Here is a 25,519-nt window from a genome sequence, read left to right as displayed (position 1 = left end):
CGCGCGTGGCCGCATGACAGCATCGCGCCCGTGAACGCACCCGACGCCGACGCCGTCCACCTTCGCGACCTCGCGCGCCTGCGCCGCGTGCGCGACCGCATCGACCGCGAATACGCCAAGCCGCTGGACGTGGAAGCGCTCGCGCAAGGCGTGCACATGTCGGCCGGGCACCTCAGCCGCGAGTTCAAGCGGGCCTACGGCGAATCGCCCTACAGCTACCTGATGACCCGGCGCATCGAGCGCGCCATGGCGCTCCTGCGCCGCGGCGACATGAGCGTGACGCAGGTGTGCTTCGACGTCGGCTGCGCGTCGCTGGGCACGTTCACCACGCGCTTCACCGAACTGGTCGGCATGCCGCCCGGCGCGTACCGGCGCGAGCACGGCGCGGCGGCCGAGGGCATTCCCCCGTGCGTCGCCAAGCAGGTGACGCGGCCGGTCCGGGCCAAATCGATCAGGAATGAAGAAGCGCCGGCCGACGCGACGCCGCAGACTGAACGCGCTGGCTGACACCACGCCCTTCACCCCATCAGGAGACGCACCGCATGGACCTCACCATCCACTCCACCTTCCTGCCGCACAACGATCCCGACGCCGCGCTGGGCTTCTATCGCGACACCCTGGGCTTCGAGGTGCGCAACGACGTCGATTACGGCGGACTGCGCTGGATCACCGTCGGCCCGCCGGGCCAGCCGGAAACCAACATCGTGCTGACGCCGCCGGCGATCACGCCCGGCATCACCGAGGACGAGCGCCGCACGCTCGTGGAGATGATGGCCAAGGGCACCTACGCGATGATCATCCTCGCCAGCCGCGACCTCGATCGCACCTTCGAGAAACTGCAGGCCAGCGGCGCGGAAGTGATCCAGGAACCGACGCACCAGCCGTACGGCGTACGCGACTGCGCGTTCCGCGATCCGGCGGGCAACCACGTGCGCATCAACGAGGTGCGTTGAACGACGTGACGTTCCGACGCGGGCCGCCTAGGTGCGCGGCCCGCGTTCCTCGCGCGGCTTGGCCTTGCGGTCGCGCAGCAACGCGCTGACGACGAGCGCCAGTCCCAGCGCGGTGGCGACCAGGAACAGCACCAGCGCGAGCCACTCGTAGCGGTTCGTCGTACCGGGGCCGCTGCCGCGCAGCAGCATCGCCGATGCGAGGATCAGGGCGGCGACGACGACGCCGGCCGCGATGCGGTTGGCGATCTTCTGCAGATTCTCCATCAACCGCGATTCCTGCAGCCCGGTGATGCGCACCTGCAGGCGGTTTTCGGCCAGCAGCGACAGCACAGACGACAGCTTGCGCGGCGCGTCCTGCACCAAGCCCTGCAGTTCGACGGCCTCCACCGCCAGCGCCGGCATCGACAGCGACCGCTTGATCTGCGCGGTGATCATCTTCGGCATGTGGCTTTCGATGACCTTCTGCACGTTGAGCTGCGGCGCCAGCAGGCGGCACACGCCTTCCAGGTGCAGCAACGTGCGGCCGAGCAGGCTCAGCTCCGGCGGCGTGCGCAGCCCGCACATCGCCCCGATGCGCGTGAGGTCGAGCATCAGCCGGCCTTCGGAATGGTCCTTCAGCCCGGCGTGCGCGGCGTAACGCGCGATGAGCTGTCCTGACTCGCGCAGGTACCGTTCCTCGTCGAAGGTTTCCAGCCGGGTGCCCAGTGCGATGACCTCGTCGGCCGCGTCGTCGCCTCGGCCTTCCACGGCGGAGAACATCAGCTTCAGCAGCCGCGTGCGTTGCCGCGGCGGCACGTGCACGACCATGCCCAGGTCGATGACCGCGAGCCGGCCGTCGTCGGTCAGCAGCAGGTTGCCCGGATGCGGATCGGCATGGATCTCGCCATGCACGAACATCTGGTCGAGGTAGCCGCGCATCAGCGATTCGCACAGGCGTTCCAGCGCATCTGGACGCACGCGCGCCAGCACGTTCGCATCGAGCGGATCGCCGTTGACCAGGTCCATCACCAGCACGCGCGTGCGCGTGAGCGGCCACACGGGACGCGGGATCAACAGGTCCGGATACGCGGCCAGGTGCTCGGAGAAGCGTTCGAGGTTGGCCGCTTCCAGCGTGTAGTCGAGTTCGCCGACGAGCGCCTTGCGGAACTCGTGCACCCAGTCGGAGAAGCGCACGCGCTGGCCGAGGCCCGTCGTGTGATCCACGCCGGTGGCGATCGAATCGAGCACCGCGAGGTCCTGCCGCACTTCCTCGGCGACGCCCGGACGCTGCACCTTCACCGCGACGGGGCGGCCGTCGAGCAGGCGCGCACGATGCACCTGCGCGAGCGAGGCCGAGCCTAGCGGCGCCGGGTCGAACCACGCGAAGACTTCCTCGATCGGACGCTCCAGCGCGCATTCGACCTGCGTGCGGATCGCGTCGAATTCCACCGGCGTGACCTGGCTCTGCATGCGCGTGAGCGCGGCCACATACGGCGCGGGCACCAGGTCGGTTCGCGTGGAAAGCGCTTGCCCCAGCTTGATGAAAGTAGGACCGAGCGCTTCGAGGTCCTTCACGAACTGCTCGGGGCGCTGGTCGCCCACGTCGACCTCGCCGGCGATCTGTGCCGACGAGCGGAGGTCCAGCCCGGTGAACACACCGGTGCCGCGATAGCGCATGAGGAAGCGCAGGATGCGACCCGTGCGCGCCAGGCCGTTGGGCTGCGCGCTCGTGGCGTCGGCGCGCGCGGGGCGCGGGATGGGCGACAGCGAGGGCGCGGGCAGGGCATCGCGCATTCGTTCGGGCTCCGTCGTGCGAGTGGAATGCATGGTGTGTCGGGCAGTGTCGTCCGCGTGTCGACGTCCGTGCTCACGCGTTGCGGGGCGACCGGACTCCAGCATAGGTCGGCATCGCTAAGAATCCGTGAGGTCTTCGCGCGCGTCGCTTCACGCGATGCGCGCGATCGCGCCGCATCAGTCCGCCGTGTCGGCCTTGTTCTTCGCGGTCTTGTCTTCGGGAATACGCCGCTCCACCCAGTTGATCACCGTCAGGATCACCAGCGTCAACGCAGTGGCGAGCGTGGCGAGCAGGTGGTAGCGGAAGCCGCACATCACGCCGATCACCGCGACCATCAGGATCGTGGCCGCCGTGGTGATGCCCACCACGACCTGCGATCCGCGCCGGGCGAAGATCGTGCCGGCGCCGATGAAGGACACGCCGGCGATCACGGCCTCGACCAGTCGCAACGGGTCGATGGTGAGGCGAAGCTCGCTGTCGAGGCGGTGGTCGATGATCACCAGCTGACCGAGCCCGACCAGCAGCGCCGCGGCGCCGCCCACGAGCATGTGCGTACGGAAGCCGGCCGGTCGGTTCTTCAATTCCCGTTCGAAGCCGATCACGCCGCCCAGCAGCATGGCCACGGCGGCGTCGCGCAGTACGAACAACTGGAGCGTCCAATCCATGGCGGCACGGTGGTGTCGAAGATGTGTAGGCGCCGTCACGACCCCGGTGGGCGCCACACACGCGCCGATCACGACCGCGTTCCTACCATCCGGCGCACCTTAGGACGGAGAGAGGAGGAGACACGCAATGGGCATCATCATCTGGTTGATCGTGGGTGGCATCGTCGGCTGGCTCGCCAGCCTCATCATGCGTCGCGATGCGCAGCAGGGCATCATCCTCAACATCGTCGTGGGCATCATCGGCGCGTTTATCGGCGGATGGCTCGGCGGCATGCTGGGTATCGGCGGCGGCGACATCAACGACGGCAATTTCAGCATCGCCGGCCTGTTGCTTTCGCTGCTCGGCGCCGTGGTGCTGCTTGCGATCGTGAATCTGTTCACGCGCGGTCGCGCACGGTAAGCGCCACGCACGGTCCGTTCCCGACGCATGAAGCACGAGCGATTCCGCTTCGGCACGGGATTCCGCGTCGCCTTCGATGTACGCAAGGTGCAGGCAGCCGAAATGGTCATCGCACCCGGCGACAGCGAAGGCGGCCCGGACAACCGGCATCGCGGCGCGGACCAGTGGTTGTATGTGGTATCCGGAACGGGGCTGGCGATCGTCGAAGGACGTCGCCAGCCCCTGAAGGCGGGCAGCCTGCTGGTCGTGGAACGCGGCGAACGCCATGAAATCCGCAACACCGGGCGCACGCGCCTGAAGACCGTGAACTTCTACTACCCGCCAGCGTACGACTCGGAAGAAGAGCCGCTGTCGGCTGGTCGCAAATAGCGCGACACGCGCATCACCGTTGTCGATACCACTGCGCGAGCGCGTCGGGCAGGTGGTCGCTCACGGTCACGCCAAGTGCGCGATGGGCATCCAGCACATCCAGTACCTGCTGCCGCAGTGCGTGCAGCATGGGCAACCGGTCCAGGTGATCGGGTTCGCCCTCGACGCGCTCGAGCACGCTTAACCCCCACGAGAACAGCGCCGGCGCGCGTGCCTGCATCTGCATCTCCAGCCATGCGCGCAGTGGAGCGTGCACGGTGTGGCCGTTCGCAGCCAGACGTTCGACGGCCTGCGAAAGCAGCGGGTACGCACCGCGGTACCACTCCGTGTGGCCGGCCGCCTGCAAACGCACGGTGAGCGGCGCTGGCGCGCTGTACTCGGCCAGGGCGTGGCCGAGTTCGAGTTCGAGCCGGCGCGCGTCGCGCACGGTTTCGGTGTCCACCAGCAGGGCGCGGTCGAGGTCGAAGAACTCGAAGAAGCGCGGGTGCAGCGCCTGCATGCGCTCCAGCGGCTGTCGCGAGAAACCGAGCTTCAGCAGGTCCTCGTACGCGCATGGCAGCACGTACAGGTGGCACGCGCCTTCGCTGGTGCCGCGCGTGCGTTCAGGCTCGCTGGTGCGGAGGAAAGCCATGCGGCCATCATCGCCGATCGCGCGTGAGCCGCGGTCGTGGCGCGGCATCGCGACGCAATCTTGATGCGGTCCTTCGGATGCTGATCGCATGGCACGCGCGCGCAAGGCTCCACCCATCGCAAAAGGCAATGGCGTTCCCCGGGACGAGGCGTGCGTGGCCGCGGCCAGCGACGGCGGCCTCGTCTATGTGAGCGACAACGAACCAGGCCTGCGCCGCATGCGCTCGGGCAAGGGCTTCCGTTACATAGACCCGGAGGGCCGCACCGTGCGCGATGCCGACACGCTGGCGCGCATCCGCAAGCTGGCGATTCCGCCGGCGTATCGCGAAGTGTGGATCTGCCGGCGTGCGAACGGCCATCTGCAGGCATGCGGGCGCGATGCCCGCGGCCGCAAGCAATACCGCTACCACCCGCGCTGGCAGGAGGTGCGCGATTCACGCAAGTTCGATCGCATCGTCGCGTTCGCCGCCTCGCTGCCGCGTCTTCGCCGTGCGTTGCGGCGCGACCTGGCGCGCGAGGGGCTCGGGCGCGAGAAGGTGCTGGCGATCGTCGTGTCCGTGCTCGCCGACACGCTGGTGCGCATCGGCAACGCCGAGTACGCGCGCGGCAATCGCTCCTACGGGTTGACGACGCTACGCAACCGGCACGTGGAGTTCCTCGGCGGCGGTCGTGCGCACCTGCACTTCCGAGGCAAGAGCGGGCTGGAGCACGACATCGTGTTGACCGACGCGCGACTGACCAGGCTGATGCGGCGCTGCCAGCAGCTGCCGGGACAGATGCTGTTCCAGTACCTCGACGACGACGGGCAGCAGCAGCCCGTCGATTCGGGCATGGTCAACGACTACCTGCGCGAGGCGATGGGCGCGGATTTCACCGCGAAGGATTTCCGCACCTGGGGCGGCACGCTCGTCGCGATCCGCCTGCTGGCCGAACGCGAGGTGCCGCGGCGCGAGGACGGCGAGATCAAGGTCACGGCGGTCCCGGCGCTGCGCAACGAAGTGATCAAGGACGTCGCGCAGCGACTGGGCAACACGCCGGCAGTCTGTCGCAAGTCGTACATCGACCCGACGGTGTTCGAATGCTGGGAAGACGGCCGCCTGCAGAAGGCGGTGGCCGGCGCCCGCGGCGAGCGCCAGTGGGAGCTCGCCGCGTTGCGACTGCTGCGGCGCAGCCGCCGCGCGATCAAGCCGTAACAGGCCTCAACCGCCTGCGGTATCCGGCGCCGATGCGGCATCGGGCATCGCGATGGAGCTCAGGTCATGGCCGGTCAGGCGGGCGATCAGCTCGATACCTTTCTGCGTCGGCTCCCAGCGCTCGCCTTCGAACAACGCCAGGCCTTTGCCGGCGAGGCGCTGCATCGTCGCCGTTTCCATCAGCGCGCGTTCCCAGCGGAACAGCTGTGTCCTGTTTCGCAGCGCCAGCAAGGCGAAGCGTTCGGTCTGGGTCAGTTCGGTGCCGGTGAGTCGACTGGCCTGGCGCATGGGCGTCCCGGAGGCGAAGTGGTCCCCAGCATCCGCAACCCCCGTTTGCGGGCCCATCAGACGAGTCCGAATTGGGCGGGCAGGGCGCCCGGAGCGTGCACGGGTTCACGGATCGGCGTTTGGCCGGGCACCGGAACCCGGCGAATCGCGGCCACAAAAAAGCCCGCCGAAGCGGGCTTTTCTGCAGTAGATGGTGGAGGTGGGGGGAATTGAACCCCCGTCCGAAGGCACTCCATCCCCGGCACTACATGCTTAGCTCACCGTTGGATCTCGTCCTCCGACAGCACGATGTGCGAAGCGCATCGGCGGACCAGCCTGTTTTGGGTTAACCGGGTGCTGACAGGCAACCACTCCCGGCGATTCCGTGATGATGACCCTACGCTGCGAGCACGGACACAAGCAGTTTCGGGGCTTAGGCCTTAAGCGGCCAGAGCGTAGTTGTCGTCGTTGGCAACTAGAAGTTTGCAGCTGGATTTACGAGGAAAGCTACCCCCTCGGCATGCGCCAAGCGATTTCGCAACCCCCGTCGAAGCCAGTGCACCCCCGGGGACAGCTCGCGCTGACCCGACCAGTATAGGGGCGAAGTCCGCAGCCACAAGGGCCGGCGGAGCAGGGGTTTGCCACCGTTCAAGCGCCGCAGCGTGGACGCTCAGCTTTCCTCGAGCAGTTGGATCAGCGCGCGTTGCTTCTTGCGCGGCAGCTTGCGGACCAGGCCGACCAGCCGGACCTCTTCGGCGTTGTCGTACTTGGTGGGCGTTTCGCGCACCAGGTTCTTGCCTTCCATCGTGCCGCGGCCGGTCGACAGCCATTCGTAGCTGACCTGCATCTGCACGGCCATCGCGCGAAGGCGCTCGTTGGCCGGGATCGAAAGACCGAGCGCCCACTTTCGCGCGGATTCGCGACTGACCTCGTAGTGGTCGGCGACGTGCGTGGTGCGATGGCGACCTTGCGGGAAGCCGGCGTAATCCCACGCCTGGTGCAGGCGTTTTGCGAATTCCTTGTGCGGTGCTTGAGGCATTTCCCTACGCTCGAATGAGAGAGATCCGAAACGCACATGAGGAGTGCGCGTCGTTCCAACTTATTGTTGCGCAGGCTTCGCGAAAAGCACGCATGCGTAGGTTGTTGTATCTGGCAACCCGCGGTGGTATCCATTTGCGCCATGACTACCGATATGGACGTCGCGGCCAATCCGGTCGAGCGATACGTAGAATGTTTCCACTCCTGTGGCGCGGCCGCGCAGGCGGCCGGAATCAGCACCGAAATGCTGCGCCGCATGCGCAAGCGCGGCTACGTCACCACGCGAAAACGCGCATTGATCATGGCCCGCGCGTGCAGCTTCCGGGTCGATGCGATCGAGCTGCTCGCGCTGTCGGGCGTGCGCCGTTCGCCTCGCGGACCCCGCACGTGATCCCGCATCGGGGTGACGGTCGTCGCGGAACCGGCCCACCGAGCTGAACGCGACAAAGTCTCTGGCCTGTATGCTTGGGGCATGAGCCCCGAGGCCGTTCGCGAAGACCGCACGCCCGACCTGTCCGAGCTTTCGCCGCGACGCGGCTACCTGCTCGCGCTCATCGTGCTCGCCGGCTCGCTGCTGCTGGTCTTCACCGCATGGCGCGCCGCGCGCGACCGCGAGCTGCGGGCGGCCGAAGCCGAGTTCGTCAGCAAGACGGCCGAGGTCACCGAACTCCTGCGGCAGGGCATGACCAAGTACGAGCTGGTCGCCCGCGGCGGCGTGTCGATGTTCGCCTCGGTCACGCGCCCGCGTCCGTCGCCGGCGCAGTGGCAGGCGTACGTCGACGGCATGGACCTGCAGCGGCGCTTTCCCGGCATGGTGGGCCTGGGCTTCGCCGAGTTCGTGCCCGCGACGCGGCTGACCGACCTGCAACTGGAATGGCGCGAAGCCGGCCACGGGCTCCTGGAGATCTGGCCGCGGGGGCAACGTCGCGACTATGGGCCCATCCTGTATCTGGAGCCGAAGACGCCGGCGAACGTCGGGGCGGTCGGCTTCGACATGTACTCCGAGCCCGTGCGTCGCGCCGCGATGCTGCAGGCGATGGAAACCGGCAATGCGACGCTGTCCGGCCCGGTGCACCTGATCCAGGACGGTTCGCTGCGCAGCACCGGCATCCTGCTGTACCTGCCGGTGTACCGCGGCGGCGGGCGTCCGGCCACGCTCACGAATCGTCGCGCCGACATGCAGGGCTGGGTGTACGTGCCGGTGCGCATGGAAGGGTTCGTGCGCAACGCGCTGGGCGCGCTGCGCAACGACAACCAGTTCCGCGTCGTCGACGTCTCCGCCGGCGACCGCCTGCTGTATGCGACGTACGCGCCGAGCGATCGACCGGCGCCGGCGTTCCGCCACAGCAGCACGTTCGAGCTGTATGGCCGCCATTGGCGCGTGGAATTCGAATCGCCGCCGCTCGCGCAGGCGGCGCCGCGCTTGCAGGGCCTTCAGAACCTGCTTGCGCTGGGCCTGTTCTCGTCGCTGCTGCTGTATGCGATCGCGTGGATGCTGGCGCGCACCGAAGCGCAGGCGTACCGCATCGCGGTGCGCATGACCGAGGATTACCGCCGCAGCGAACAGCGCTTCCGCAGCGCGATGCGCTATTCGGCGATCGGCAAGGCGCTGCTCGACAGCGAGGGCCACATCGTCGAGGCGAACCCCGCGCTGGGGAACATCGTCGGGCTCGCGCCGGAGGCGCTGGTGGGCCGGCGTTTCGATGCGCTGTTCGAGAGCGACGAGCCGGAAATGATCGCCTACGGACACGGCACCACCGACGCGCAGGGCGTGCATCGCGCGACGCGCCGCCTGCATCGCGAGGGCGGCGACCCGCGCCAGGCGCAACTGACCTACGCGCCGGTGCCGGGCAACATTGGCCAGGACATCGCCGGGCTGGTGCAGGTGGAGGACGTCACCGAGCGCCTGCGTGCCGAAGCGCGCGTCCACGCCCTGAACCGGACGCTGGAGGCGCGGGTGGCGCTGCGCACCCGCGAATTGAGCCAGGCCAACCAGGAGTTGGAGGCCTTCGCATACTCCGTCTCACACGATCTGCGCGCGCCATTGCGCGCGATCGATGGCTTCAGCCGCATCCTGATCGAACGCCACTCGGCCGGCATGGACGAAGGCGGCCGTGCTTACCTGGTGCGCGTGCGACGCGCCGCGGGGCGCATGGGCGAGCTGATCGACGCGCTGCTCAAGATGTCGCGCGTGAGCCGCGGCGAACTGCGGCTGGAGCGCGTGGACCTGAGCCGCCTCGCCGGCGAGATCGTCGAGGAACTGCGCGTGAGCGACGCGCGGCGCCAGGTCGAGGTGAACATCCAGCCGGAGCTGTTCGTGATCGGCGACGCGCCGCTGCTGCGCAACCTGCTCGGCAACCTGCTGGGCAACGCGTGGAAGTTCACCCGAGACCGGCTCGATCCGCGCATCGAATTCGGCGCGGTGATGACCGAGCAGGGGCTGGAGTACTTCGTGCGCGACAACGGCGCGGGGTTCTCGCAGGCCTATGTCGACAAGCTGTTCCGCCCGTTCCAGCGACTGCACCACAACGACGACTTCGCCGGCCACGGCATCGGCCTGGCGTCGGTGAAGCGCATCGTCGAACGCCACGGCGGCACCATCCGCGCCGAAGGCGAAGTGGGGAAGGGCGCGACGTTCTGGTTCACGCTCCCGCGGGAGAAGCTGGCGGAGTGACGAACGGCCCGCCTCTTCGAATGGCGATTTCCTGTCTACGAAGCCGCCCAGCCCCCGAGTGGGGGGCGATTCGCGCCGAAGGCGCGAATGGGGAATGGATGTGCACGGTTCGCGGCCCGCGGTTTGCGAAGCGAATCGCGGGTTTTCGGGCGTAGCCCGGAAACGACCAGGCGCTGCGTGGTTCAAGCGTCCTTGTTGTGCCGCCGCATCACGCGCTGTTTCTCGCGCTGCCAGTCGCGTTCCTTGCTCGCCTCGCGCTTGTCGTGCGCCTGCTTGCCCTTGGCGAGCGCGATCTCGGCCTTCACCTTGTTGCCCTTCCAGTACAACGCCGTGGGCACCAGGGTGTAGCCATCGCGCTGCACCCGGCCGATCAGGTTGTCGATCTCGGCGCGGTGCAGCAGCAGCTTGCGCGAGCGGCGGTCGTCGGCGACCACGTGCGTGGAGGCGGAGATCAGCGGCGTGATCTGCGCGCCGATGAGGAAGATCTCGCTGTGCAGCACCACGGCGTAGGCGTCGCCGATGTTGGCGCGGCCGGCGCGGATCGCCTTCAGCTCCCAGCCTTGCAGGGACAGGCCGGCCTCGAACTTCTCCTCGAGGCTGTATTCGTGGCGGGCGCGCTTGTTCAGCGCGATGGTGCCGCCGCCGGCGCCCTTTCCCTTATCCTTGCCGGTCTTCTTGTTGGAATTCTTGGACATCGCGCCATTGTCCCCGAAAGCGGGGCCCGCGCGCGACTTCCGCGCTTCGGGAACCGCCGCCGCATGCAGACCATCCGCCGTTCCGCCCTCGTCGAGCACTCCGCCGCGCGCATGTTCGCGCTGGTGAACGATGTGGGCGCCTACTCGCGCCGCTTCGGCTGGTGCGATGCCTCGCAGGTGCTGGAGGAGGGCGTCCAGACGGACGGCACCGGGCGCATGGTCGCGCGGCTGGACATCGGCCTGGGCGCGCTGCGCACCTGGTTCGTCACGGAAAACACCACCTGCGCGCCGCATCACATCGACCTGAAGCTGGTCGACGGGCCGTTCCAGAGCCTGGGGGGACGCTGGGAATTCCACGCGCTGGACGAGTCCGCCTGCAAGGTGACGCTCACGCTCAACTTCGAGCCGAAGGTGAAGCTGCTCGGCCCGGCGATGGCGGTGGGCTTCCAGAGCCTGGCCGATCGCATGGTGGACGACTTCGTCCGCGTGGCCGATCGCGGTGACGAGGCGTGAGGATCGAGGTCGTCCGCGCGTGGCCGCGGCGCTTCGAGTCGGTGTGGCTCGACCTGCCGCCGGGCGCGTCCGTCGCGCAGGCGCTGGCGGCGACGGGCTGGCAGGACGACCCGGAGATCGTGGCCTGTGCGGTGTTCGGCGTGCGCGCTACCGCCGATACCGAACTGCGCGAAGGCGATCGCCTGGAATTGCTACGCCCGCTGGTGGCCGACCCCAAGGACGCGCGTCGCCGTCGCGCCGAATCGACCAAAACAAAACCCCGGCCGTGAGCCGGGGTTTTTCGTTCGAGGGGAAGCAGCGGCGCCGATCAGCGGCCCTTCTTGCCCTTTTCCTTCGGCAGGTTGCGGCCGAACTGCTTGACCGTCTGGCGCGCCAGCTGCTCGTCCTGCTCGGGGAAGTAGTCGCCTTCCCACTTCACCACGGCGTCGTTCTCGAACCAAACCGTCAGGTTCTTCTTCTCGGTGGAGCCGCGGCGGTTGGTGCGCTGGGTGGAGGTGTAGTCCCAGCGGTCGTGGTGGAACGGATCCTCCACCGACGGCGTACCCAGCAGCAGCGTGACCTGCTGCTTGCTCATGCCGGTCTGCAGCTGGTCCACGTTGGCCTTTTCCAGCAGGTTGCCCTGGTAGATCGGCTGCTTGTAGAGGATGCCGCAGCCGCTGGTGACCAAGGCAATGGAGAGGACCAGCAGGAGCTTGTGCGTGTGCTTCGGCATCGGTGTCTGCGACAGGCGGATAACGCCGCGATGATACACTGCCGGGCGCATCCACCAAGCGCGGAGTCGGGCCGTCCACCTTCGGGGTCGGCCATGTTCATCCGCCGTTCCGGCGCCACCGGTCGCGCCGCATCGTTGAGGGACCACCATGGAATCGCAAGAACTCCGCAAGGCCGGACTCAAGGTCACCCATCCGCGCCTGCGGATCCTGGAACTGCTCGAGCAGGCCAAGCCCCGGCACATGACCGCCGAGGACATCTACCGCCACCTGCTCGAACACGGCGAGGACATCGGCCTGGCCACCGTGTACCGCGTGCTCACGCAGTTCGAGGCGGCCGGGCTCGTGCTCAAGCACAACTTCGAAGCCGGCCAGTCGGTGTACGAACTCGATCGCGGCCATCACCACGACCACATGGTCGACATCGACACCGGCAAGATCATCGAGTTCGAAAGCGCCGAGATCGAGGAACTGCAGCGCAAGGTCGCGGCCAAGCACGGCTACGAGATCGAAGAGCACTCGCTGGTGCTTTACGTGCGCAGGAAGAAGGGCGTTTGACGTTCGCTTCGAACGGCTGATGCGCCATGACGAAGAAAGCCCGCCAATGGCGGGCTTTTCGTTTTTCGACCGTCACCCCGCGAAGGCGGGGACCCCACTGTCAGGTATCGCACGCTTTCAGGATGGGTGATGGCGCGCAAAGGCGGCTTCCCGCCTTCGCGGGGATGACGGTCGCAAAACGCGGCAGGTCCGAAATCGCCTAGACCACGTCCGCCAGCAATCGCTTCGCCGCAGCCCGTGCCTCGCGCGTGAGTTCGACGCCGCCCAGCATGCGCGCGAGTTCCTCCTCGCGCTCCTTCGCCTTGAGCAGTTGCACCGCGCTCTGCGTGACGCCTTCGCTCTTGGCCTTGCTCACGCGGTAATGCGCATGCCCCTGCGCCGCGACCTGCGGCAGGTGGGTCACGCACAGCACCTGGCGGCTTGCGCCCAGGGCGCGCAGCTTCTGGCCGACGATCTCCGCCACGGCGCCGCCGATGCCGGTGTCGACCTCGTCGAAGACCATCGTCGCGACGGCATCCAGTCCCAGCGCCGCGACCTCGATCGCCAGCGAAATACGCGACAGTTCGCCGCCCGACGCCACCTTGCGCAGCGGGCGCGCCGGCTGGCCGGGGTTGGCGGCGACCATGAATTCCACACGCTCGGCGCCCTGCGGATCGGGGCGATCGGCGTCCAGCGGTTCCAGTTCGACGTCGAAACGGCCGCCGCCCATGCCCAGTTCGCCGATCAGCGCGCTGGTGCTCGACGACAGGTGCGCGGCGGCCTCGCGACGACGGGCGCTCAACACCTGCGCGACGTCGCGCCACGCGGTGCGTGCCGCTTCGATCTCGCCATCCAGCTTCGCCAGGCGCACGCCGGCGCCGCGAAGGACGTCGAGTTCGGCGGCGATCGAATCGCGGTGCGCAGCGAGCTGTTCGGGCGTGACGCGATGCTTGCGCGCGAGTTCGTGCAGCCGACCGAGGCGATGTTCGAGCGTGTCGAACGCGGACGGGTCCAGGTCGAGGTCGCTGCGCACGCGATCGAGCAGCGCCAGCGCCTCATCGATCTGGATGGTCGCCGCGTCGAGCATGCCGTCGACTTCCGACAACCGCGGCTCGTGTTCGGCGACGCGCGCCAGGTCCGATCGCACGTGCTGCAGGGTGCGCGAAAGCGACGGGCCGTCCTCGCCGCCGAGCTGCGCGAAGGCGCCATCGCATGCGGCGATCAGCCCGGCGGCGTGCGCGTGACGGCGGTGGTCCGATTGCAGTCGCGCGATGGCCTCGGGCGCCAGTTCCTCGCGATCGAGTTCGGCGTGCTGGTGCTCCAGCCAGTCGATGCGATCGGACACGTCGCCCTGCGCGAGCAGCGTTTCGCGCTCGGCGAGCAGCGCGCTCCAGCGAGCGGCGGCGGCTTCGACCGCGCGGCGTTCGGCGTCGGTGCGGCCGAACGCGTCCAGCAACGCAAGCTGGCTGGGACGGGAGAGCAACGCCTGGTGTTCGTGCTGGCCGTGGATCTCCACCAGCAGCGCGGCCAGTTCACCGAGCTGGCCCAGCGTGACCGGACGCCCGTTGACCCATGCGCGCGAGCCTCCATCGGCACGGATCACGCGGCGGATCTGGCAGGCGTCGTCCTCGTCCAGCTCGTGCTCGCGCAGCCAGCCCGCGGCGGCAGGCACGTCGTCGAGCGCGAATTCGGCGACCAGTTCGGCGCGATCGGCGCCGTGGCGCACCACGCCGCTGTCGGCGCGCAGGCCGGAAATCAGCCCGAGGGCATCGACCAGCAGCGACTTGCCCGCGCCGGTTTCGCCGGAGATGACGGTCAGGCCGGGGCCGAAGGCCAGTTCGGCTTCGGTGACGACGGCGAATTGCTTGAGGGACAGGTGGACGAGCATCGGAGCGCGATTGTGCCCTGTGTGGGTTGCGGCTTGATAGCGGTGGGCCGTCGCAGCGTTCGAGATTCGGGATCCGGATTCGCAAATCCGGGCGAACGGCTACGCCGGCCGGGTGAATTCCCGATGGCCGATTCCGGGTATCCCGACTTGCGCCCCGTACCAAGCCGTCATATATCGCCGGGATGAGCCGCAAACCCGCCGATCCCAGCCTCGACCCGCGCGCGCGCCAGTTGCTGCGCACCCTGATCGGCCGCTACATCCGCAGCGGCGAGCCGGTCGGGTCGCAGACGCTGGCGCGCCACGCGGGGCTGGACGTGAGTCCGGCGACGATCCGCAACATCCTGGCCGATCTGGAGGACGCGGGCCTGCTGAGCGCGCCGCATGCGTCCGCCGGGCGCGTGCCGACGCCGCAGGGCTACCGGCTGTTCGTCGATTCGCTGCTGCAGGTGCGCCCATTGCCGGAGACCGACGTCGCCCGGTTGCGGGGCGAGCTTCCCGCCGGTTCGGGTACGCAGGCGCTGCTGGGCAGCGCGTCCGAACTGTTGTCGGCGATGACCCACTTCGTCGGCGTGGTCAGCGTGCCGCGCCGCGAGCAGTTCGCGTTCCGGCGCATCGACTTCGTTCCGCTGGACGGCTCGCGCGTGCTGGCGATCCTGGTGTTCGCCGACAACGAGGTGCAGAACCGCATCGTCCTCACGCGGCGGCCGTTCGATGCGGGCGAGCTGGAGCGCGTGGCGAACTACCTCAACGCGCACTTCGCCGGGCGCACCGTGGCCGATATCCGGGCCACGCTGCTGCGCGAGCTGCGCAGCGCGCAGGACGAGATGCAGCTGCTGCTCGCCCAGTCCGTCGAACTGGCCGAGCAGGCGCTCGCGCCCGGCGGCGACGACATGGTGCTGGCCGGCCAGACCCGCCTGATGGGCGTGCAGGAACTGGCGGACCTGGATCGCCTGCGCGAACTGTTCGAAGCCTTCTCGCGCAAGCGGGAGATCCTCCAGCTGCTCGAACGCACGGTACAGGCGCCGGGCGTGCGCATCTTCATCGGCGAGGAAACCGGCCTGGCGCCGCTGGAAGGCATGTCGCTGGTAACCGCGCCCTACGTGGCGGCGGGCACCGTGCTGGGCGTGCTGGGCGTCATCGGGCCCACGCGCATGGCCTACGACCGGGTGATCCCCGTCGTGCAGGCGGCCGCCGATGCGCTGGGCGCGGCGCTGAATCCGGACACCTGATCCGCAGCCCGGATCGGGACCGCCGGCCTCGCTGGCCGGCATCGGCCGCCGCGCTCGTGTTGAACCTTGCTGCCTTGAATACGGGAAGGGCGGGCCCCATTGCAGCCCTGACGCGCCCCGGGCGCGGCTGCAAGACATTGAATTCCAGCATGTTTGAGCGCCCCTGGCGCAGGGATGGAGCACCGCATGACCGCTAGTACGCCTTCCGGCGAACCCAACCAGACCCCCGAATCGACCCCCAACACCGAGGCCGTCGACGCCGGCGCGACGCTCGCCGCACAGATCGAGGCCCTCCAGGCCGAGCTGACCCAGCTTCGCGAGGACACGCTGCGCGAGCGTGCCGAACTGGAGAACCAGCGCAAGCGCATGGCGCGCGAGGTCGACATGGCCCGCAAGTTCGCCAACGAGCGCCTGCTGGCCGAGCTGCTGCCGGTCATCGACAGCCTCGAAGCCGGCCTGGCCGTGCAGGGCGACACCGCGGCCCATCTGCGCGAAGGCATGGAGCTCACGCTGCGCCAGTTGCTGAAGGTCGCGTCCGACAACGGCCTGGTGATGGTCGATCCGGTCGGCCAGCCGTTCGATCCGGAACGCCACCAGGCCATGAGCATGGTCGATGCCGCCGGCCATGCGCCGGGCGACGTGGTCCAGGTCTACCAGAAGGGCTGGGTGCTGAACGAACGCCTCCTGCGCCCGGCGCTGGTGGTCGTGGCCAAGCACGACTGACGCCTTGAAGCGGGGCCGCGAGCCCCCCAGATAACGCACATCGGCGGATCGCTCCGCCATACACCTTCAAGCAGGCGGCCCGCGCCGCCGCACAGTCAAAGATCGAGAGAGGGAGCTACACCATGGGCAAGATCATCGGTATCGACCTGGGCACCACGAATTCGTGCGTGGCCATCATGGAAGGCGGCAAGGCCCGCGTCATCGAAAACTCGGAAGGCGATCGCACCACGCCGTCCATCGTCGCCTTCACCAAGGACGGCGAAGTCCTCGTCGGCGCCAGCGCCAAGCGCCAGGCCGTGACCAATCCGAAGAACACCTTCTTCGCCGTCAAGCGCCTCATCGGCCGCAAGTTCACCGACGCCGAAGTGCAGAAGGACATCGGCCTGGTGCCGTACAAGATCACCCAGCACGAGAACGGCGACGCCTGGGTCGAGACGTCCGACGGCAAGAAGATGGCGCCGCAGCAGATCTCGGCCGAAGTGCTGGCCAAGATGAAGAAGACCGCCGAAGCCTACCTGGGCGAGACCGTCACCGAAGCGGTGATCACGGTGCCGGCGTACTTCAACGACAGCCAGCGCCAGGCGACCAAGGACGCGGGCAAGATCGCGGGCCTGGACGTCAAGCGCATCATCAACGAGCCGACCGCGGCCGCGCTGGCCTACGGCATGGACAAGAAGGGCGGCGACCGCAAGGTCGCGGTCTATGACCTGGGTGGCGGCACGTTCGACGTGTCGATCATCGAGATCGCATCGGTCGACGGCGAAATGCAGGTGGAAGTGCTGTCGACCAACGGCGACACGTTCCTGGGCGGCGAGGACTTCGACAAGCGCGTCATCGACTATCTGGTCGAAGAGTTCCAGAAGGACCAGGGCATCGATCTGCGCAAGGATCCGCTGGCCCTGCAGCGCCTGAAGGACGCCGCCGAACGCGCGAAGATCGAACTGTCCAGCGCGCAGCAGACCGAAGTGAACCTGCCGTACGTGACGGCCGACGCGTCGGGCCCGAAGCACCTGAACATCAAGCTGACCCGCGCCAAGCTCGAGGCGCTGGTGGACGACCTGGTGAAGCGCACGATCGAACCGTGCCGCATCGCGCTGAACGACGCCGGCCTGCGCGCCAGCGAGATCAGCGAGGTGATCCTGGTCGGCGGCCAGACCCGCATGCCGAAGGTGCAGTCGGCGGTGGCCGAGTTCTTCGGCAAGGAACCGCGCAAGGACGTCAACCCGGACGAAGCCGTGGCGCTGGGCGCCGCGATCCAGGGCGGCGTGCTGGCCGGCGACGTCAAGGACGTGCTGCTGCTCGACGTCACCCCGCTGTCGCTGGGCATCGAAACCCTGGGCGGCGTGTTCACCAAGATCATCGAGAAGAACACCACCATCCCCACCAAGGCCTCGCAGGTGTTCTCCACCGCCGAGGACAACCAGTCGGCCGTGACCGTGCACGTGCTGCAGGGTGAGCGCGAACAGGCCCGCTACAACAAGTCGCTGGCCCGCTTCGATCTGACCGGCATCGAGCCGGCGCCGCGCGGCATGCCGCAGGTGGAGGTGTCCTTCGACATCGACGCGAACGGCATCCTGCACGTGTCGGCCAAGGACAAGAAGACCAACAAGGAACAGAAGGTCGAGATCAAGGCCGGTTCGGGCCTGTCGGAAGAAGAGATCGCCAAGATGGTCTCCGACGCCGAAGCCCACCGCGAGGAAGACCAGAAGTTCCATGAGCTGGTGCAGGCCCGCAACCACGCCGACGCGCTGATCCACACCGCGCGCAGCGCGATCAAGGACAACGGCGACAAGGTGGCCGGCGACGTCATCGGTCGTACGGAAGGCGCGATCGCCGAACTCGAAACCGCCATGCGCGGCGACGACAAGGCTCAGATCGAAGCCAAGTCCAAGGCGCTGGAAGAAGCCGCTCAGTCGCTGTTCGCGGCTGCTTCGGCCGCCGGCCAGCCGGGTGGCCCGGAGGCCGGTGCCGGCCCGTCGGGTGGCGCCAAGTCCGACGACGTGGTCGACGCCGAGTTCACCGAAGTCAAGGACGACAAGAAGTAAGACGGGAATAGGGAACCGGGAATTGGGAATCGTGAGGCCTCGACGCTTTCACTCTCCCAATTCCCGTTCTTGTGTCCGTAGGTTGCAACGCCATCGTTTCGAACGATTCTCCATTCCCAATTCCCGATCTCCGGCTCCATGAGCAAACGCGACTACTACGAAGTGCTGGGCGTGGCCCGCGACGCCAGCGACGAAGACCTCAAGAAGGCCTATCGCCGTTGTGCGATGAAGTTCCATCCGGACCGCAACCCCGGCGATGCCGCGGCGGAAGCCTCGTTCAAGGAGTGCAAGGAAGCCTACGAAGTCCTGTCCGACGGCAACCGCCGTCGTGCCTACGACCAGCATGGCCATGCCGCGTTCGAGCACGGCATGGGCGGCGGTGGCGGACCGGGCTACGCCGACATGGGCGACATCTTCGGCGACATCTTCGGCAACATCTTCGGCGGCGGTGCGCAACGCGGTCCGCGTCGCGGCGCCGACATCGGTTACGTGATGGAGCTGTCGCTCGAGGAAGCCGTCTTCGGCACCGAGAAGACCATCGAGATCCCGACGCTGGACGAATGCGAGACCTGCGACGGCTCGGGGTCGGCCGACGGCAAGACCGAAACCTGCGCGACCTGCCATGGCCGCGGCCAGGTGCGTTTCCAGCGCGGCATCTTCTCGATGCAGCAGGCGTGCCCGCACTGCGCCGGTCGCGGCAAGACGATTCCCAACCCCTGTGCCGACTGCAACGGACAAGGTCGCGTCGAGCGCACCAAGACGCTGCAGGTCAAGATTCCGGCCGGCGTCGACAACGGCGACCGCATCCGTCTGGCAGGCGAGGGTGAGGCCGGCCCGGCCGGTTCGCCGCCAGGCGACCTGTACGTGGACGTGCGCGTGCGCGAGCACGAGATCTTCCAGCGCGACGGCGACGACCTGCATTGCGAAGTGCCGGTCCGCATCGGGCAGGCCGCCCTCGGCGACACGATCCGCGTGCCGACGCTGGAAGGCGAGGTCGAGCTGCGCATTCCGGCCGAGACGCAGACCGGCAAGCTGTTCCGCCTGCGCGACCGCGGCGTGAAGTCCGTGCGCAGCCGCAAGCCGGGCGATCTGTACTGCCGCGCCGTGGTGGAAACGCCGGTCAACCTGACGGCCGAGCAGCGCGAGCTGCTCGAGAAGTTCGAAGCGACCTTCGCAGGCGACGGCGCGCGGCGGCACTCGCCCCGCGCGTCGACGTTCATCGACGGCGTGAAGGGATTCTGGGACCGGATGACGTCCTGACGCCGCCGCCATCGTCCATCGAAGAAGCCGCGGCACGACCGCGGCTTTTTTGTGCGGGCCGACACCGCGATCGCACCGCTTCCGTCCACGCACGGCTTGTAGCAGCGCAGGCCCGCCGGCAGACTGCCGGCATGAGCGATCACAAGACTCCGCAGACCCGAATCCTCGTCCATGGCGCCTCTGGCCGCATGGGGCAGGCGCTGCTCCGTCTGGCAAGTGAACGCGACGATGTCGTCGTCGTCGCCGCCGTGCAGCGTTCGCAGCCGGCACAGCGCGTGGTGGATGGCGTGGCGCACTTCGCCGCGTCCGAACTCCACGGCGCGCCGCCGTTCGACGTCGCGATCGACTTCAGCCTGCCGCAGGGCTTCGATCCGGTCCTCGCGCTGTGCGAGGAGCGCGGCGCGGCGCTGGTGTCGGGCACGACGGGACTGGAAGCGCCGCAGCTCGCCGCGGTGGACGCCGCATCGCAGCGAATCCCCTTGCTGTGGGCGGCCAATTTCAGCCTCGGCGTGGCGATCCTGAGCGAGCTCGTCGAACGGGCCGCGCAGGCGTTGCCGGGCTGGGATTGCGACATCGTGGAATCGCACCACGTGCACAAGAAGGACGCCCCGTCCGGCACGGCGCTGGCGCTGGGCGCGAGCGCGGAGCACGGGGGCGCCACGCCGCGCTATGCCTCGCTGCGGGCTGGCGACATCGTCGGCGAACACCTGGTGCAGTTCGCCGCGCCGGGCGAGCGGATCGAGCTGGTCCATCGCGCCACCAATCGCGACATCTTTGCCCGCGGCGCCCTCCATGCGGCCGCCAAACTCGCCGGGCGTGCTCCGGGGCGTTACCGCCTGCGCGATCTGCTCGCCTGAACAAGGCGCGTCGAATCGCCGCCCGGATCGCGGATCCGCGCACATGACGCTGGCGTTACCGGCCCCGGCCCGCTAGAATTCCGGCTCGCCTGAACCCCTTCCGTCGGACCGGTCCCGCACCGCGTCCGCGCTTTGCTGCAGCCCGGTTTTTCTTGGCGTCTGCGCGACGGGAAGGGTCAGCACCCCCCGGCAGCCAAGGCGATCCCCGTGACCCAACCCGCAATCCTCGCGCTCGAAGACGGCACCCTCTTCGAGGGCGTTTCCGTAGGCGCGCCCGGCCTTTCCGTCGGCGAAGTCGTCTTCAACACGGCCATCACCGGCTACCAGGAAATCGTCACCGACCCGTCGTACGCGCGTCAGCTGGTGACCCTGACCTATCCGCACATCGGCAACACCGGCTGCACCGACCAGGACGACGAGGCCGCGCGCTGCTTCGCTTCGGGCCTGATCGTGCGCAACGTGCCGCGCCGCCCGAGCAACTGGCGCAGCCAGGTGTCGCTGCCGGAGTGGCTCAACGCCCGCGGCATCGTCGCCATCTCCGACATCGACACCCGCAAGCTCACGCGCATCCTGCGCGAGAAGGGCGCGCAGAACGGCGCCCTGATGGCGGGCGAGATCGACGTCGACAAGGCCTTCGAGGCCGCACGCAAGTTCCCCGGCCTGAAAGGCATGGACCTGGCGAAGGAAGTCAGCGTGCGCGAGGCGTACGAGTGGACCGACGGCCAGCTCGACCTCGACAGCAACGCATTCGTCCGCGCAGAGCCGAAGTTCCACGTCGTCGCCTACGACTACGGCGTGAAGTTCAACATCCTGCGCATGCTCGCCGAACGCGGCTGCAAGCTCATCGTCGTCCCGGCGCAGACGCCGGCGTCGGAGGTTTTCAAGCTGAAGCCTGATGGCGTGTTCCTCTCCAACGGCCCGGGCGATCCGGCGCCGTGCGATTACGCGGTCGCGGCCATCAAGGAATTCATCGCCGCGAAGATCCCGACCTTCGGCATCTGCCTGGGCCACCAGCTGCTGGCGCTCGCCGCCGGCGCGCAGACGGTGAAGATGGGCCACGGCCACCACGGCGCGAACCATCCGGTGCAGGACCTCGACACCGGCCGCGTCATGATCACCTCGCAGAACCACGGCTTCGCGGTCGATGAAGCCACGCTTCCGGCCAACGTGCGCGTGATCCACCGTTCGCTGTTCGATGGCACCAACCAAGGCATCGAGCTGACCGACGCGCCGGCGTTCTCCTTCCAGGGCCACCCGGAAGCGAGCCCCGGCCCGCACGACGTCGCGCCGCTGTTCGACCGCTTCGTCGCCTCGATGCAGCAGGCGAAGTGATCCGGCCGGCCGCCAAGCCCGCCCGCAAGCGCCACTGGCGCAGGTTCTTCGTTATTGCGGTCGTGCTGGGCGCCTATCCGGCCTTCGTGATGGTGGCGACGTACTCGCAGTTCTTCGCCGCCGGATTGCCCGGCGGTCGCAACGGCCCGGCCGATGCGTACCGCCACTCGCTCGCCAGCGCGATCGTCGCCTACACCTTGTCCCCGCGCTGCGTGGACCTCGTGACCCAGGTGATGGAGCGCGACGGGCAGGGCAACGCATCACGTGCGATGGATGCGCACAACAACCGGCTCGGCGCGCGCATCGGCGCGGCCGCCGACAGCTGGAACGCCATGCAGCAGGCGGTGCTTGCTGCCGTGAACCATGGCGCGATCGACGCCCGATCGCCCGACCAGATCACCTGGCTCGCGCCCGACGCGTGGCAGGAACGACTTTACTGAGGACCCCCATGCCCAAGCGCACCGACATCAAAACCGTCCTGATCATCGGCGCCGGCCCGATCGTGATCGGCCAGGCCTGCGAGTTCGACTACTCCGGCGCGCAGGCGTGCAAGGCGCTGCGCGACGAGGGGTATCGCGTGGTGCTGGTCAACAGCAACCCGGCCACGATCATGACCGACCCGAACATGGCCGACGCCGTGTACATCGAGCCGATCAACTGGCAGACGGTCGAGAAGATCATCGCCAAGGAAAAGCCCGATGCGCTGCTGCCGACGATGGGCGGCCAAACCGCGCTGAACTGCGCGCTGGATCTTGCCGACAACGGCGTGCTGGAGAAGTACGGCGTCGAGCTGATCGGCGCCTCGCGCGACGCCATCCGCATGGCCGAGGATCGCGAGCTGTTCCGCGTCGCGATGGCGGACATCGGCCTGGAATGCCCGAAGGCCGAAGTCGCGCGCACGTTCGAACAGGCCGTCGAAATCCAGGCGAAGGTCGGTTACCCGACCATCATCCGCCCGTCGTTCACGCTCGGTGGCACCGGCGGCGGCATCGCCTACAACCGGGAAGAGTTCGAGGAGATCGCCAAGCGCGGCCTGGAACTCTCGCCCGTGCACGAGATCCTCGTCGAGGAATCGGTGCTGGGCTGGAAGGAATTCGAGATGGAGGTGGTCCGCGATACGAAGGACAACTGCATCATCGTCTGCTCGATCGAGAACTTCGACGCGATGGGCGTGCACACCGGCGACTCGATCACCGTCGCCCCGGCGCAGACGCTCACCGACAAGGAATACCAGCGCCTGCGCGATGCCTCCATCGCCGTGCTGCGCAAGATCGGCGTGGACACCGGCGGCTCGAACGTGCAGTTCGGCATCAACGCCAAGGACGGCCGCGTGGTCGTCATCGAGATGAATCCGCGCGTGTCGCGTTCCTCGGCGCTGGCGTCGAAGGCGACCGGCTTCCCGATCGCCAAGGTCGCCGCGAAGCTCGCCGTGGGCTACACGCTGGACGAACTCAAGAACGAGATCACCGGCGGCCTCACGCCGGCGTCGTTCGAGCCGAGCATCGACTACGTCGTCACCAAGATCCCGCGCTTCGCCTTCGAGAAGTTCCCGCAGGCCGACGCGCGCCTGACCACGCAGATGAAGTCCGTGGGCGAAGTGATGGCGATGGGCCGCACTTTCCAGGAATCGCTGCAGAAGGCGCTGCGCGGACTGGAGACCGGCAAGGTCGGCCTCGATCCCACCGGCCTGGATCTGTCCAGCGAAGACGACCTGGCGAAGCTGCGTCGCGAGCTGAAGGAGCCGGGTCCGGAGCGCATGTTCCACATCGGCGACGCGTTCCGCGCGGGCATGAGCGTGGAAGACGTGCACGCGCTGTCGTTCGTGGATCCGTGGTTCCTCGACCAGATCGAGGAAATCATCGCCGCCGAGAAGTCCGTCGCCGACGCCGGCCTGTCCTCGCTCGACAAGACGCGCATGCGCGAACTCAAGCGCATGGGCTTCTCCGACGCGCGCATCGCGCAGCTGACCGGCACCGACGAAACCGCCGTGCGCACGCTGCGTCGCGCCTTCGGCGTGCGTCCGGTGTACAAGCGCGTGGACTCGTGCGCGGCCGAATTCGCCACGACCACCGCGTACATGTACTCGACGTACGAAGACGAGTGCGAGGCCGAGCCGACCGACCGCAACAAGATCATCGTGCTCGGCGGCGGCCCGAACCGCATCGGGCAGGGCATCGAGTTCGACTACTGCTGCGTGCACGCGGCCCTGGCGCTGCGCGAGGACGGGTACGAGACCATCATGGTCAACTGCAACCCGGAAACGGTCTCGACCGACTACGACACCTCCGATCGCCTGTACTTCGAGCCGCTGACGCTGGAAGACGTGCTGGAAATCTGCGACCTCGAGAAGCCCAAGGGCGTGATCGTGCAGTACGGCGGCCAGACGCCGCTGAAGCTGGCGCGCGCGCTGGAGGCCAACGGCGTGCCGATCATCGGCACCTCGCCGGACAGCATCGACCTGGCCGAGGACCGCGAGCGCTTCCAGAAGCTGGTGCAGGACCTGGGCCTGGCGCAGCCGCTCAACCGCACCGCGCGCAATCCGGAAGAAGCGATCGTGCTGGCCTCGCAGATCGGCTACCCGCTGGTCGTGCGTCCGAGCTACGTGCTGGGCGGCCGCGCGATGGAAATCGTGCACGCCGACGCCGACCTGCATCGTTACATGCGCGACGCGGTGAAGGTGTCCAACGATTCGCCGGTGCTGCTGGACCGCTTCCTCGACAACGCCGTGGAAGTCGACGTCGACGTCATCGCCGACAAGGACGGCAACGTGCTGGTCGGCGGCGTGATGGAGCACATCGAGGAAGCCGGCGTGCATTCGGGCGATTCCTCGTGCTCGCTGCCGCCGTACTCGCTGAGCGCGGCCGTGCAGGACAAGCTGCGCGAGCAGGTCGTCGCGCTGGCGAAGTCGCTGAAGGTCGTCGGCCTGATGAACACGCAGTTCGCGATCACCTTCGACGACGAAGGCCGCGAGACGATCTACCTGATCGAAGTGAACCCGCGTGCCTCGCGCACCGTACCGTTCGTGTCGAAGGCCACCGGCATGGCGCTGGCGAAGATCGCCGCGCGCTGCATGGTCGGCAAGACGCTGGCCGAGCAGGGCGCGACGGAAGAAATCGTGCCGGAGTACTACTCGGTCAAGGAAGCGATCTTCCCGTTCGCGAAGTTCCAGGGCGTCGATCCGATCCTCGGGCCGGAAATGCGTTCGACCGGCGAAGTGATGGGCGTGGGCCGCAACTTCGGCGCCGCGATGGCACGCGCGCAGGAAGCCGGTGGCATCAAGGCGCTGCCGGAAGGCGGCAAGGTGTTCGTATCGGTGCGCGATCCCGACAAGAAGCGCGTGCTGCCCGTCGCGCAGGACTTGGTCAAGCGCGGCTACACGCTGGTCGCCACCGAAGGCACGCACAGGTTCCTGACGGATAACGGCCTCGCGTGCGAGCGCATCAACAAGGTGACCGAAGGCAGGCCGCACGTGGTCGACCTCATCAAGAACGGCGAGATCGTCTACATCGTCAACACGACCGAGGGCCGCCAGGCCATCAACGACTCGTTCTCGATCCGCCGCGAGGCGCTGCAGCACCGCGTGACGTACTCCACCACCGTGTCGGGCGCGCGTGCGCTGGTGAACTCGCTGGAATACCGCGGCACCGGCCCGGTCTGGTCGCTGCAGGAGCTGCACGCGGAAGTGCAGGGGGCGTAAGGACTCAAGACCGTCATCCCCGCGCAGGCGGGGATCCACGCTGGCGGGTATCACGCCCGACGGAGGGCGT

The 25,519-nt window shown here is 68.0% G+C and carries 26 protein-coding genes and 1 other RNA gene; 18 read left to right on the top strand and 9 right to left on the bottom strand.

Going from position 1 to position 25,519, the window contains the following annotated elements; all coding sequences use genetic code 11:
* Nucleotides 1-30: 30 nt before the first annotated feature.
* Nucleotides 31-507 (top strand): helix-turn-helix transcriptional regulator, encoded by a 477-nt coding sequence (locus LA521A_RS10490; RefSeq protein WP_281778853.1) that lies wholly within the window; start codon nucleotides 31-33, stop codon nucleotides 505-507.
* 35 nt (nucleotides 508-542) lie between these two features.
* Nucleotides 543-953, top strand: coding sequence for a VOC family protein (locus LA521A_RS10485; RefSeq protein ID WP_281778852.1), 411 nt, complete (start codon nucleotides 543-545; stop codon nucleotides 951-953).
* 27 nt (nucleotides 954-980) lie between these two features.
* Here the strand turns inward: LA521A_RS10485 and LA521A_RS10480 are convergent, their stop codons facing one another.
* Both LA521A_RS10480 and LA521A_RS10475 read right to left on the bottom strand, forming a co-directional pair.
* On the bottom strand, nucleotides 981-2,726 hold the full coding sequence (locus tag LA521A_RS10480) for an ABC1 kinase family protein (protein ID WP_281778851.1): 1,746 nt from the start codon (nucleotides 2,724-2,726) through the stop codon (nucleotides 981-983).
* Between the two features lie 177 nt (nucleotides 2,727-2,903).
* Complete coding sequence (locus LA521A_RS10475; protein WP_281778850.1) at nucleotides 2,904-3,392, bottom strand: MgtC/SapB family protein; 489 nt, start codon at nucleotides 3,390-3,392, stop codon at nucleotides 2,904-2,906.
* Nucleotides 3,393-3,519: 127 nt separating this feature from the next.
* Here LA521A_RS10475 and LA521A_RS10470 point away from each other — a divergent pair, with 127 nt between their 5' ends.
* Nucleotides 3,520-3,792: a GlsB/YeaQ/YmgE family stress response membrane protein gene (locus LA521A_RS10470; protein ID WP_281778849.1), complete on the top strand. Its 273-nt coding sequence runs from the start codon at nucleotides 3,520-3,522 to the stop codon at nucleotides 3,790-3,792.
* Between the two features lie 27 nt (nucleotides 3,793-3,819).
* Complete coding sequence (locus LA521A_RS10465) at nucleotides 3,820-4,161, top strand: cupin domain-containing protein (RefSeq protein ID WP_281778848.1); 342 nt, start codon at nucleotides 3,820-3,822, stop codon at nucleotides 4,159-4,161.
* Nucleotides 4,162-4,174: 13 nt separating this feature from the next.
* Here the strand turns inward: LA521A_RS10465 and LA521A_RS10460 are convergent, their stop codons facing one another.
* Nucleotides 4,175-4,792: a GIY-YIG nuclease family protein gene (locus tag LA521A_RS10460; protein ID WP_281778847.1), complete on the bottom strand. Its 618-nt coding sequence runs from the start codon at nucleotides 4,790-4,792 to the stop codon at nucleotides 4,175-4,177.
* Between the two features lie 154 nt (nucleotides 4,793-4,946).
* On the opposite strand from LA521A_RS10460, the gene LA521A_RS10455 reads away from it, so the two are divergent.
* Complete coding sequence (locus LA521A_RS10455) at nucleotides 4,947-5,984, top strand: DNA topoisomerase IB (protein WP_281778846.1); 1,038 nt, start codon at nucleotides 4,947-4,949, stop codon at nucleotides 5,982-5,984.
* A gap of 6 nt (nucleotides 5,985-5,990) precedes the next feature.
* On the opposite strand, the gene LA521A_RS10450 is transcribed toward LA521A_RS10455, so the two are convergent.
* From LA521A_RS10450 to LA521A_RS10440, 3 genes are all read right to left on the bottom strand, one after another.
* Nucleotides 5,991-6,272 carry a hypothetical protein gene (locus LA521A_RS10450; protein ID WP_281778845.1) on the bottom strand — a complete coding sequence of 94 codons (282 nt, stop codon included), beginning with the start codon at nucleotides 6,270-6,272 and terminating at the stop codon, nucleotides 5,991-5,993.
* Between the two features lie 191 nt (nucleotides 6,273-6,463).
* Nucleotides 6,464-6,817, bottom strand: a transfer-messenger RNA (tmRNA) gene (gene ssrA / locus LA521A_RS10445).
* A 104-nt stretch (nucleotides 6,818-6,921) separates the two neighbouring features.
* Complete coding sequence (locus tag LA521A_RS10440; protein WP_281778844.1) at nucleotides 6,922-7,290, bottom strand: DNA-binding protein; 369 nt, start codon at nucleotides 7,288-7,290, stop codon at nucleotides 6,922-6,924.
* Between the two features lie 153 nt (nucleotides 7,291-7,443).
* Here LA521A_RS10440 and LA521A_RS10435 point away from each other — a divergent pair, with 153 nt between their 5' ends.
* Entirely contained in the window at nucleotides 7,444-7,680 is a 237-nt protein-coding gene (locus LA521A_RS10435; RefSeq protein WP_281778843.1) for a hypothetical protein, read from the top strand.
* An 81-nt stretch (nucleotides 7,681-7,761) separates the two neighbouring features.
* Entirely contained in the window at nucleotides 7,762-9,963 is a 2,202-nt protein-coding gene (locus LA521A_RS10430; RefSeq protein WP_281778842.1) for a CHASE domain-containing protein, read from the top strand.
* A gap of 182 nt (nucleotides 9,964-10,145) precedes the next feature.
* On the opposite strand, the gene smpB is transcribed toward LA521A_RS10430, so the two are convergent.
* Nucleotides 10,146-10,658, bottom strand: coding sequence for an SsrA-binding protein SmpB (gene smpB / locus LA521A_RS10425; RefSeq protein WP_115841547.1), 513 nt, complete (start codon nucleotides 10,656-10,658; stop codon nucleotides 10,146-10,148).
* A 63-nt stretch (nucleotides 10,659-10,721) separates the two neighbouring features.
* Between smpB and LA521A_RS10420 the strand changes: the two genes are divergently transcribed.
* Nucleotides 10,722-11,171: a type II toxin-antitoxin system RatA family toxin gene (locus LA521A_RS10420; RefSeq protein WP_281778841.1), complete on the top strand. Its 450-nt coding sequence runs from the start codon at nucleotides 10,722-10,724 to the stop codon at nucleotides 11,169-11,171.
* Nucleotides 11,168-11,440, top strand: a complete 273-nt coding sequence (locus LA521A_RS10415; protein ID WP_281778840.1) for an RnfH family protein — start codon at nucleotides 11,168-11,170, stop codon at nucleotides 11,438-11,440. Before LA521A_RS10420 ends, LA521A_RS10415 begins: the two co-directional genes overlap by 4 nt.
* 38 nt (nucleotides 11,441-11,478) lie before the next feature.
* On the opposite strand, the gene LA521A_RS10410 is transcribed toward LA521A_RS10415, so the two are convergent.
* Nucleotides 11,479-11,883 carry an outer membrane protein assembly factor BamE gene (locus tag LA521A_RS10410; RefSeq protein ID WP_281778839.1) on the bottom strand — a complete coding sequence of 135 codons (405 nt, stop codon included), beginning with the start codon at nucleotides 11,881-11,883 and terminating at the stop codon, nucleotides 11,479-11,481.
* Between the two features lie 148 nt (nucleotides 11,884-12,031).
* On the opposite strand from LA521A_RS10410, the gene fur reads away from it, so the two are divergent.
* Complete coding sequence (fur, locus tag LA521A_RS10405) at nucleotides 12,032-12,439, top strand: ferric iron uptake transcriptional regulator (protein WP_281778838.1); 408 nt, start codon at nucleotides 12,032-12,034, stop codon at nucleotides 12,437-12,439.
* Nucleotides 12,440-12,638: 199 nt separating this feature from the next.
* On the opposite strand, the gene recN is transcribed toward fur, so the two are convergent.
* The gene (recN, locus tag LA521A_RS10400; RefSeq protein WP_281778837.1) at nucleotides 12,639-14,306 is read right to left on the bottom strand and encodes a DNA repair protein RecN; all 1,668 of its coding nucleotides are present in this window, start codon (nucleotides 14,304-14,306) and stop codon (nucleotides 12,639-12,641) included.
* Between the two features lie 182 nt (nucleotides 14,307-14,488).
* On the opposite strand from recN, the gene hrcA reads away from it, so the two are divergent.
* From hrcA to carB, 8 genes are all read left to right on the top strand, one after another.
* The gene (hrcA, locus tag LA521A_RS10395; protein WP_281778836.1) at nucleotides 14,489-15,535 is read left to right on the top strand and encodes a heat-inducible transcriptional repressor HrcA; all 1,047 of its coding nucleotides are present in this window, start codon (nucleotides 14,489-14,491) and stop codon (nucleotides 15,533-15,535) included.
* Between the two features lie 186 nt (nucleotides 15,536-15,721).
* On the top strand, nucleotides 15,722-16,258 hold the full coding sequence (gene grpE, locus LA521A_RS10390) for a nucleotide exchange factor GrpE (RefSeq protein ID WP_425494506.1): 537 nt from the start codon (nucleotides 15,722-15,724) through the stop codon (nucleotides 16,256-16,258).
* A gap of 122 nt (nucleotides 16,259-16,380) precedes the next feature.
* Nucleotides 16,381-18,303: a molecular chaperone DnaK gene (gene dnaK, locus LA521A_RS10385; RefSeq protein WP_281778835.1), complete on the top strand. Its 1,923-nt coding sequence runs from the start codon at nucleotides 16,381-16,383 to the stop codon at nucleotides 18,301-18,303.
* A 138-nt stretch (nucleotides 18,304-18,441) separates the two neighbouring features.
* Nucleotides 18,442-19,563, top strand: a complete 1,122-nt coding sequence (dnaJ, locus tag LA521A_RS10380) for a molecular chaperone DnaJ (protein WP_281778834.1) — start codon at nucleotides 18,442-18,444, stop codon at nucleotides 19,561-19,563.
* A gap of 188 nt (nucleotides 19,564-19,751) precedes the next feature.
* Nucleotides 19,752-20,420: a 4-hydroxy-tetrahydrodipicolinate reductase gene (locus tag LA521A_RS10375; protein ID WP_281782075.1), complete on the top strand. Its 669-nt coding sequence runs from the start codon at nucleotides 19,752-19,754 to the stop codon at nucleotides 20,418-20,420.
* Nucleotides 20,421-20,627: 207 nt separating this feature from the next.
* Nucleotides 20,628-21,752, top strand: coding sequence for a glutamine-hydrolyzing carbamoyl-phosphate synthase small subunit (gene carA, locus LA521A_RS10370; protein WP_281778833.1), 1,125 nt, complete (start codon nucleotides 20,628-20,630; stop codon nucleotides 21,750-21,752).
* A complete protein-coding gene (locus LA521A_RS10365; RefSeq protein ID WP_425494505.1) occupies nucleotides 21,749-22,192 on the top strand; it encodes a DUF6973 domain-containing protein in 444 nt (147 codons plus the stop codon). Before carA ends, LA521A_RS10365 begins: the two co-directional genes overlap by 4 nt.
* 8 nt (nucleotides 22,193-22,200) lie before the next feature.
* Nucleotides 22,201-25,449 carry a carbamoyl-phosphate synthase large subunit gene (carB, locus tag LA521A_RS10360; RefSeq protein WP_281778832.1) on the top strand — a complete coding sequence of 1,083 codons (3,249 nt, stop codon included), beginning with the start codon at nucleotides 22,201-22,203 and terminating at the stop codon, nucleotides 25,447-25,449.
* Nucleotides 25,450-25,519 lie beyond the last annotated feature (70 nt).

It is taken from the genome of Lysobacter auxotrophicus (assembly GCF_027924565.1).
Classification (GTDB): Bacteria; Pseudomonadota; Gammaproteobacteria; order Xanthomonadales; family Xanthomonadaceae; genus Lysobacter_J; species Lysobacter_J auxotrophicus.
Note: the sequence above shows the minus strand (reverse complement) of the source record. Positions and strands in the feature narration are given on the sequence as shown.

Coding starts and splice junctions, on each gene's coding strand:
- LA521A_RS10460 (WP_281778847.1), bottom strand. CDS start 4,792: ATGGCTTTCCTCCGCACCAGCGAGCCTGAACGCACGCGCGGCACCAGC.
- dnaK (WP_281778835.1), top strand. CDS start 16,381: ATGGGCAAGATCATCGGTATCGACCTGGGCACCACGAATTCGTGCGTG.
- LA521A_RS10465 (WP_281778848.1), top strand. CDS start 3,820: ATGAAGCACGAGCGATTCCGCTTCGGCACGGGATTCCGCGTCGCCTTC.
- dnaJ (WP_281778834.1), top strand. CDS start 18,442: ATGAGCAAACGCGACTACTACGAAGTGCTGGGCGTGGCCCGCGACGCC.
- LA521A_RS10450 (WP_281778845.1), bottom strand. CDS start 6,272: ATGCGCCAGGCCAGTCGACTCACCGGCACCGAACTGACCCAGACCGAA.
- LA521A_RS10420 (WP_281778841.1), top strand. CDS start 10,722: ATGCAGACCATCCGCCGTTCCGCCCTCGTCGAGCACTCCGCCGCGCGC.
- carB (WP_281778832.1), top strand. CDS start 22,201: ATGCCCAAGCGCACCGACATCAAAACCGTCCTGATCATCGGCGCCGGC.
- LA521A_RS10480 (WP_281778851.1), bottom strand. CDS start 2,726: ATGCGCGATGCCCTGCCCGCGCCCTCGCTGTCGCCCATCCCGCGCCCC.
- LA521A_RS10430 (WP_281778842.1), top strand. CDS start 7,762: ATGAGCCCCGAGGCCGTTCGCGAAGACCGCACGCCCGACCTGTCCGAG.
- LA521A_RS10375 (WP_281782075.1), top strand. CDS start 19,752: ATGGGGCAGGCGCTGCTCCGTCTGGCAAGTGAACGCGACGATGTCGTC.
- LA521A_RS10435 (WP_281778843.1), top strand. CDS start 7,444: ATGGACGTCGCGGCCAATCCGGTCGAGCGATACGTAGAATGTTTCCAC.
- LA521A_RS10410 (WP_281778839.1), bottom strand. CDS start 11,883: ATGCCGAAGCACACGCACAAGCTCCTGCTGGTCCTCTCCATTGCCTTG.
- LA521A_RS10470 (WP_281778849.1), top strand. CDS start 3,520: ATGGGCATCATCATCTGGTTGATCGTGGGTGGCATCGTCGGCTGGCTC.
- hrcA (WP_281778836.1), top strand. CDS start 14,489: ATGAGCCGCAAACCCGCCGATCCCAGCCTCGACCCGCGCGCGCGCCAG.
- recN (WP_281778837.1), bottom strand. CDS start 14,306: ATGCTCGTCCACCTGTCCCTCAAGCAATTCGCCGTCGTCACCGAAGCC.
- LA521A_RS10440 (WP_281778844.1), bottom strand. CDS start 7,290: ATGCCTCAAGCACCGCACAAGGAATTCGCAAAACGCCTGCACCAGGCG.
- fur (WP_281778838.1), top strand. CDS start 12,032: ATGGAATCGCAAGAACTCCGCAAGGCCGGACTCAAGGTCACCCATCCG.
- LA521A_RS10485 (WP_281778852.1), top strand. CDS start 543: ATGGACCTCACCATCCACTCCACCTTCCTGCCGCACAACGATCCCGAC.
- smpB (WP_115841547.1), bottom strand. CDS start 10,658: ATGTCCAAGAATTCCAACAAGAAGACCGGCAAGGATAAGGGAAAGGGC.
- LA521A_RS10475 (WP_281778850.1), bottom strand. CDS start 3,392: ATGGATTGGACGCTCCAGTTGTTCGTACTGCGCGACGCCGCCGTGGCC.
- grpE (WP_425494506.1), top strand. CDS start 15,722: ATGACCGCTAGTACGCCTTCCGGCGAACCCAACCAGACCCCCGAATCG.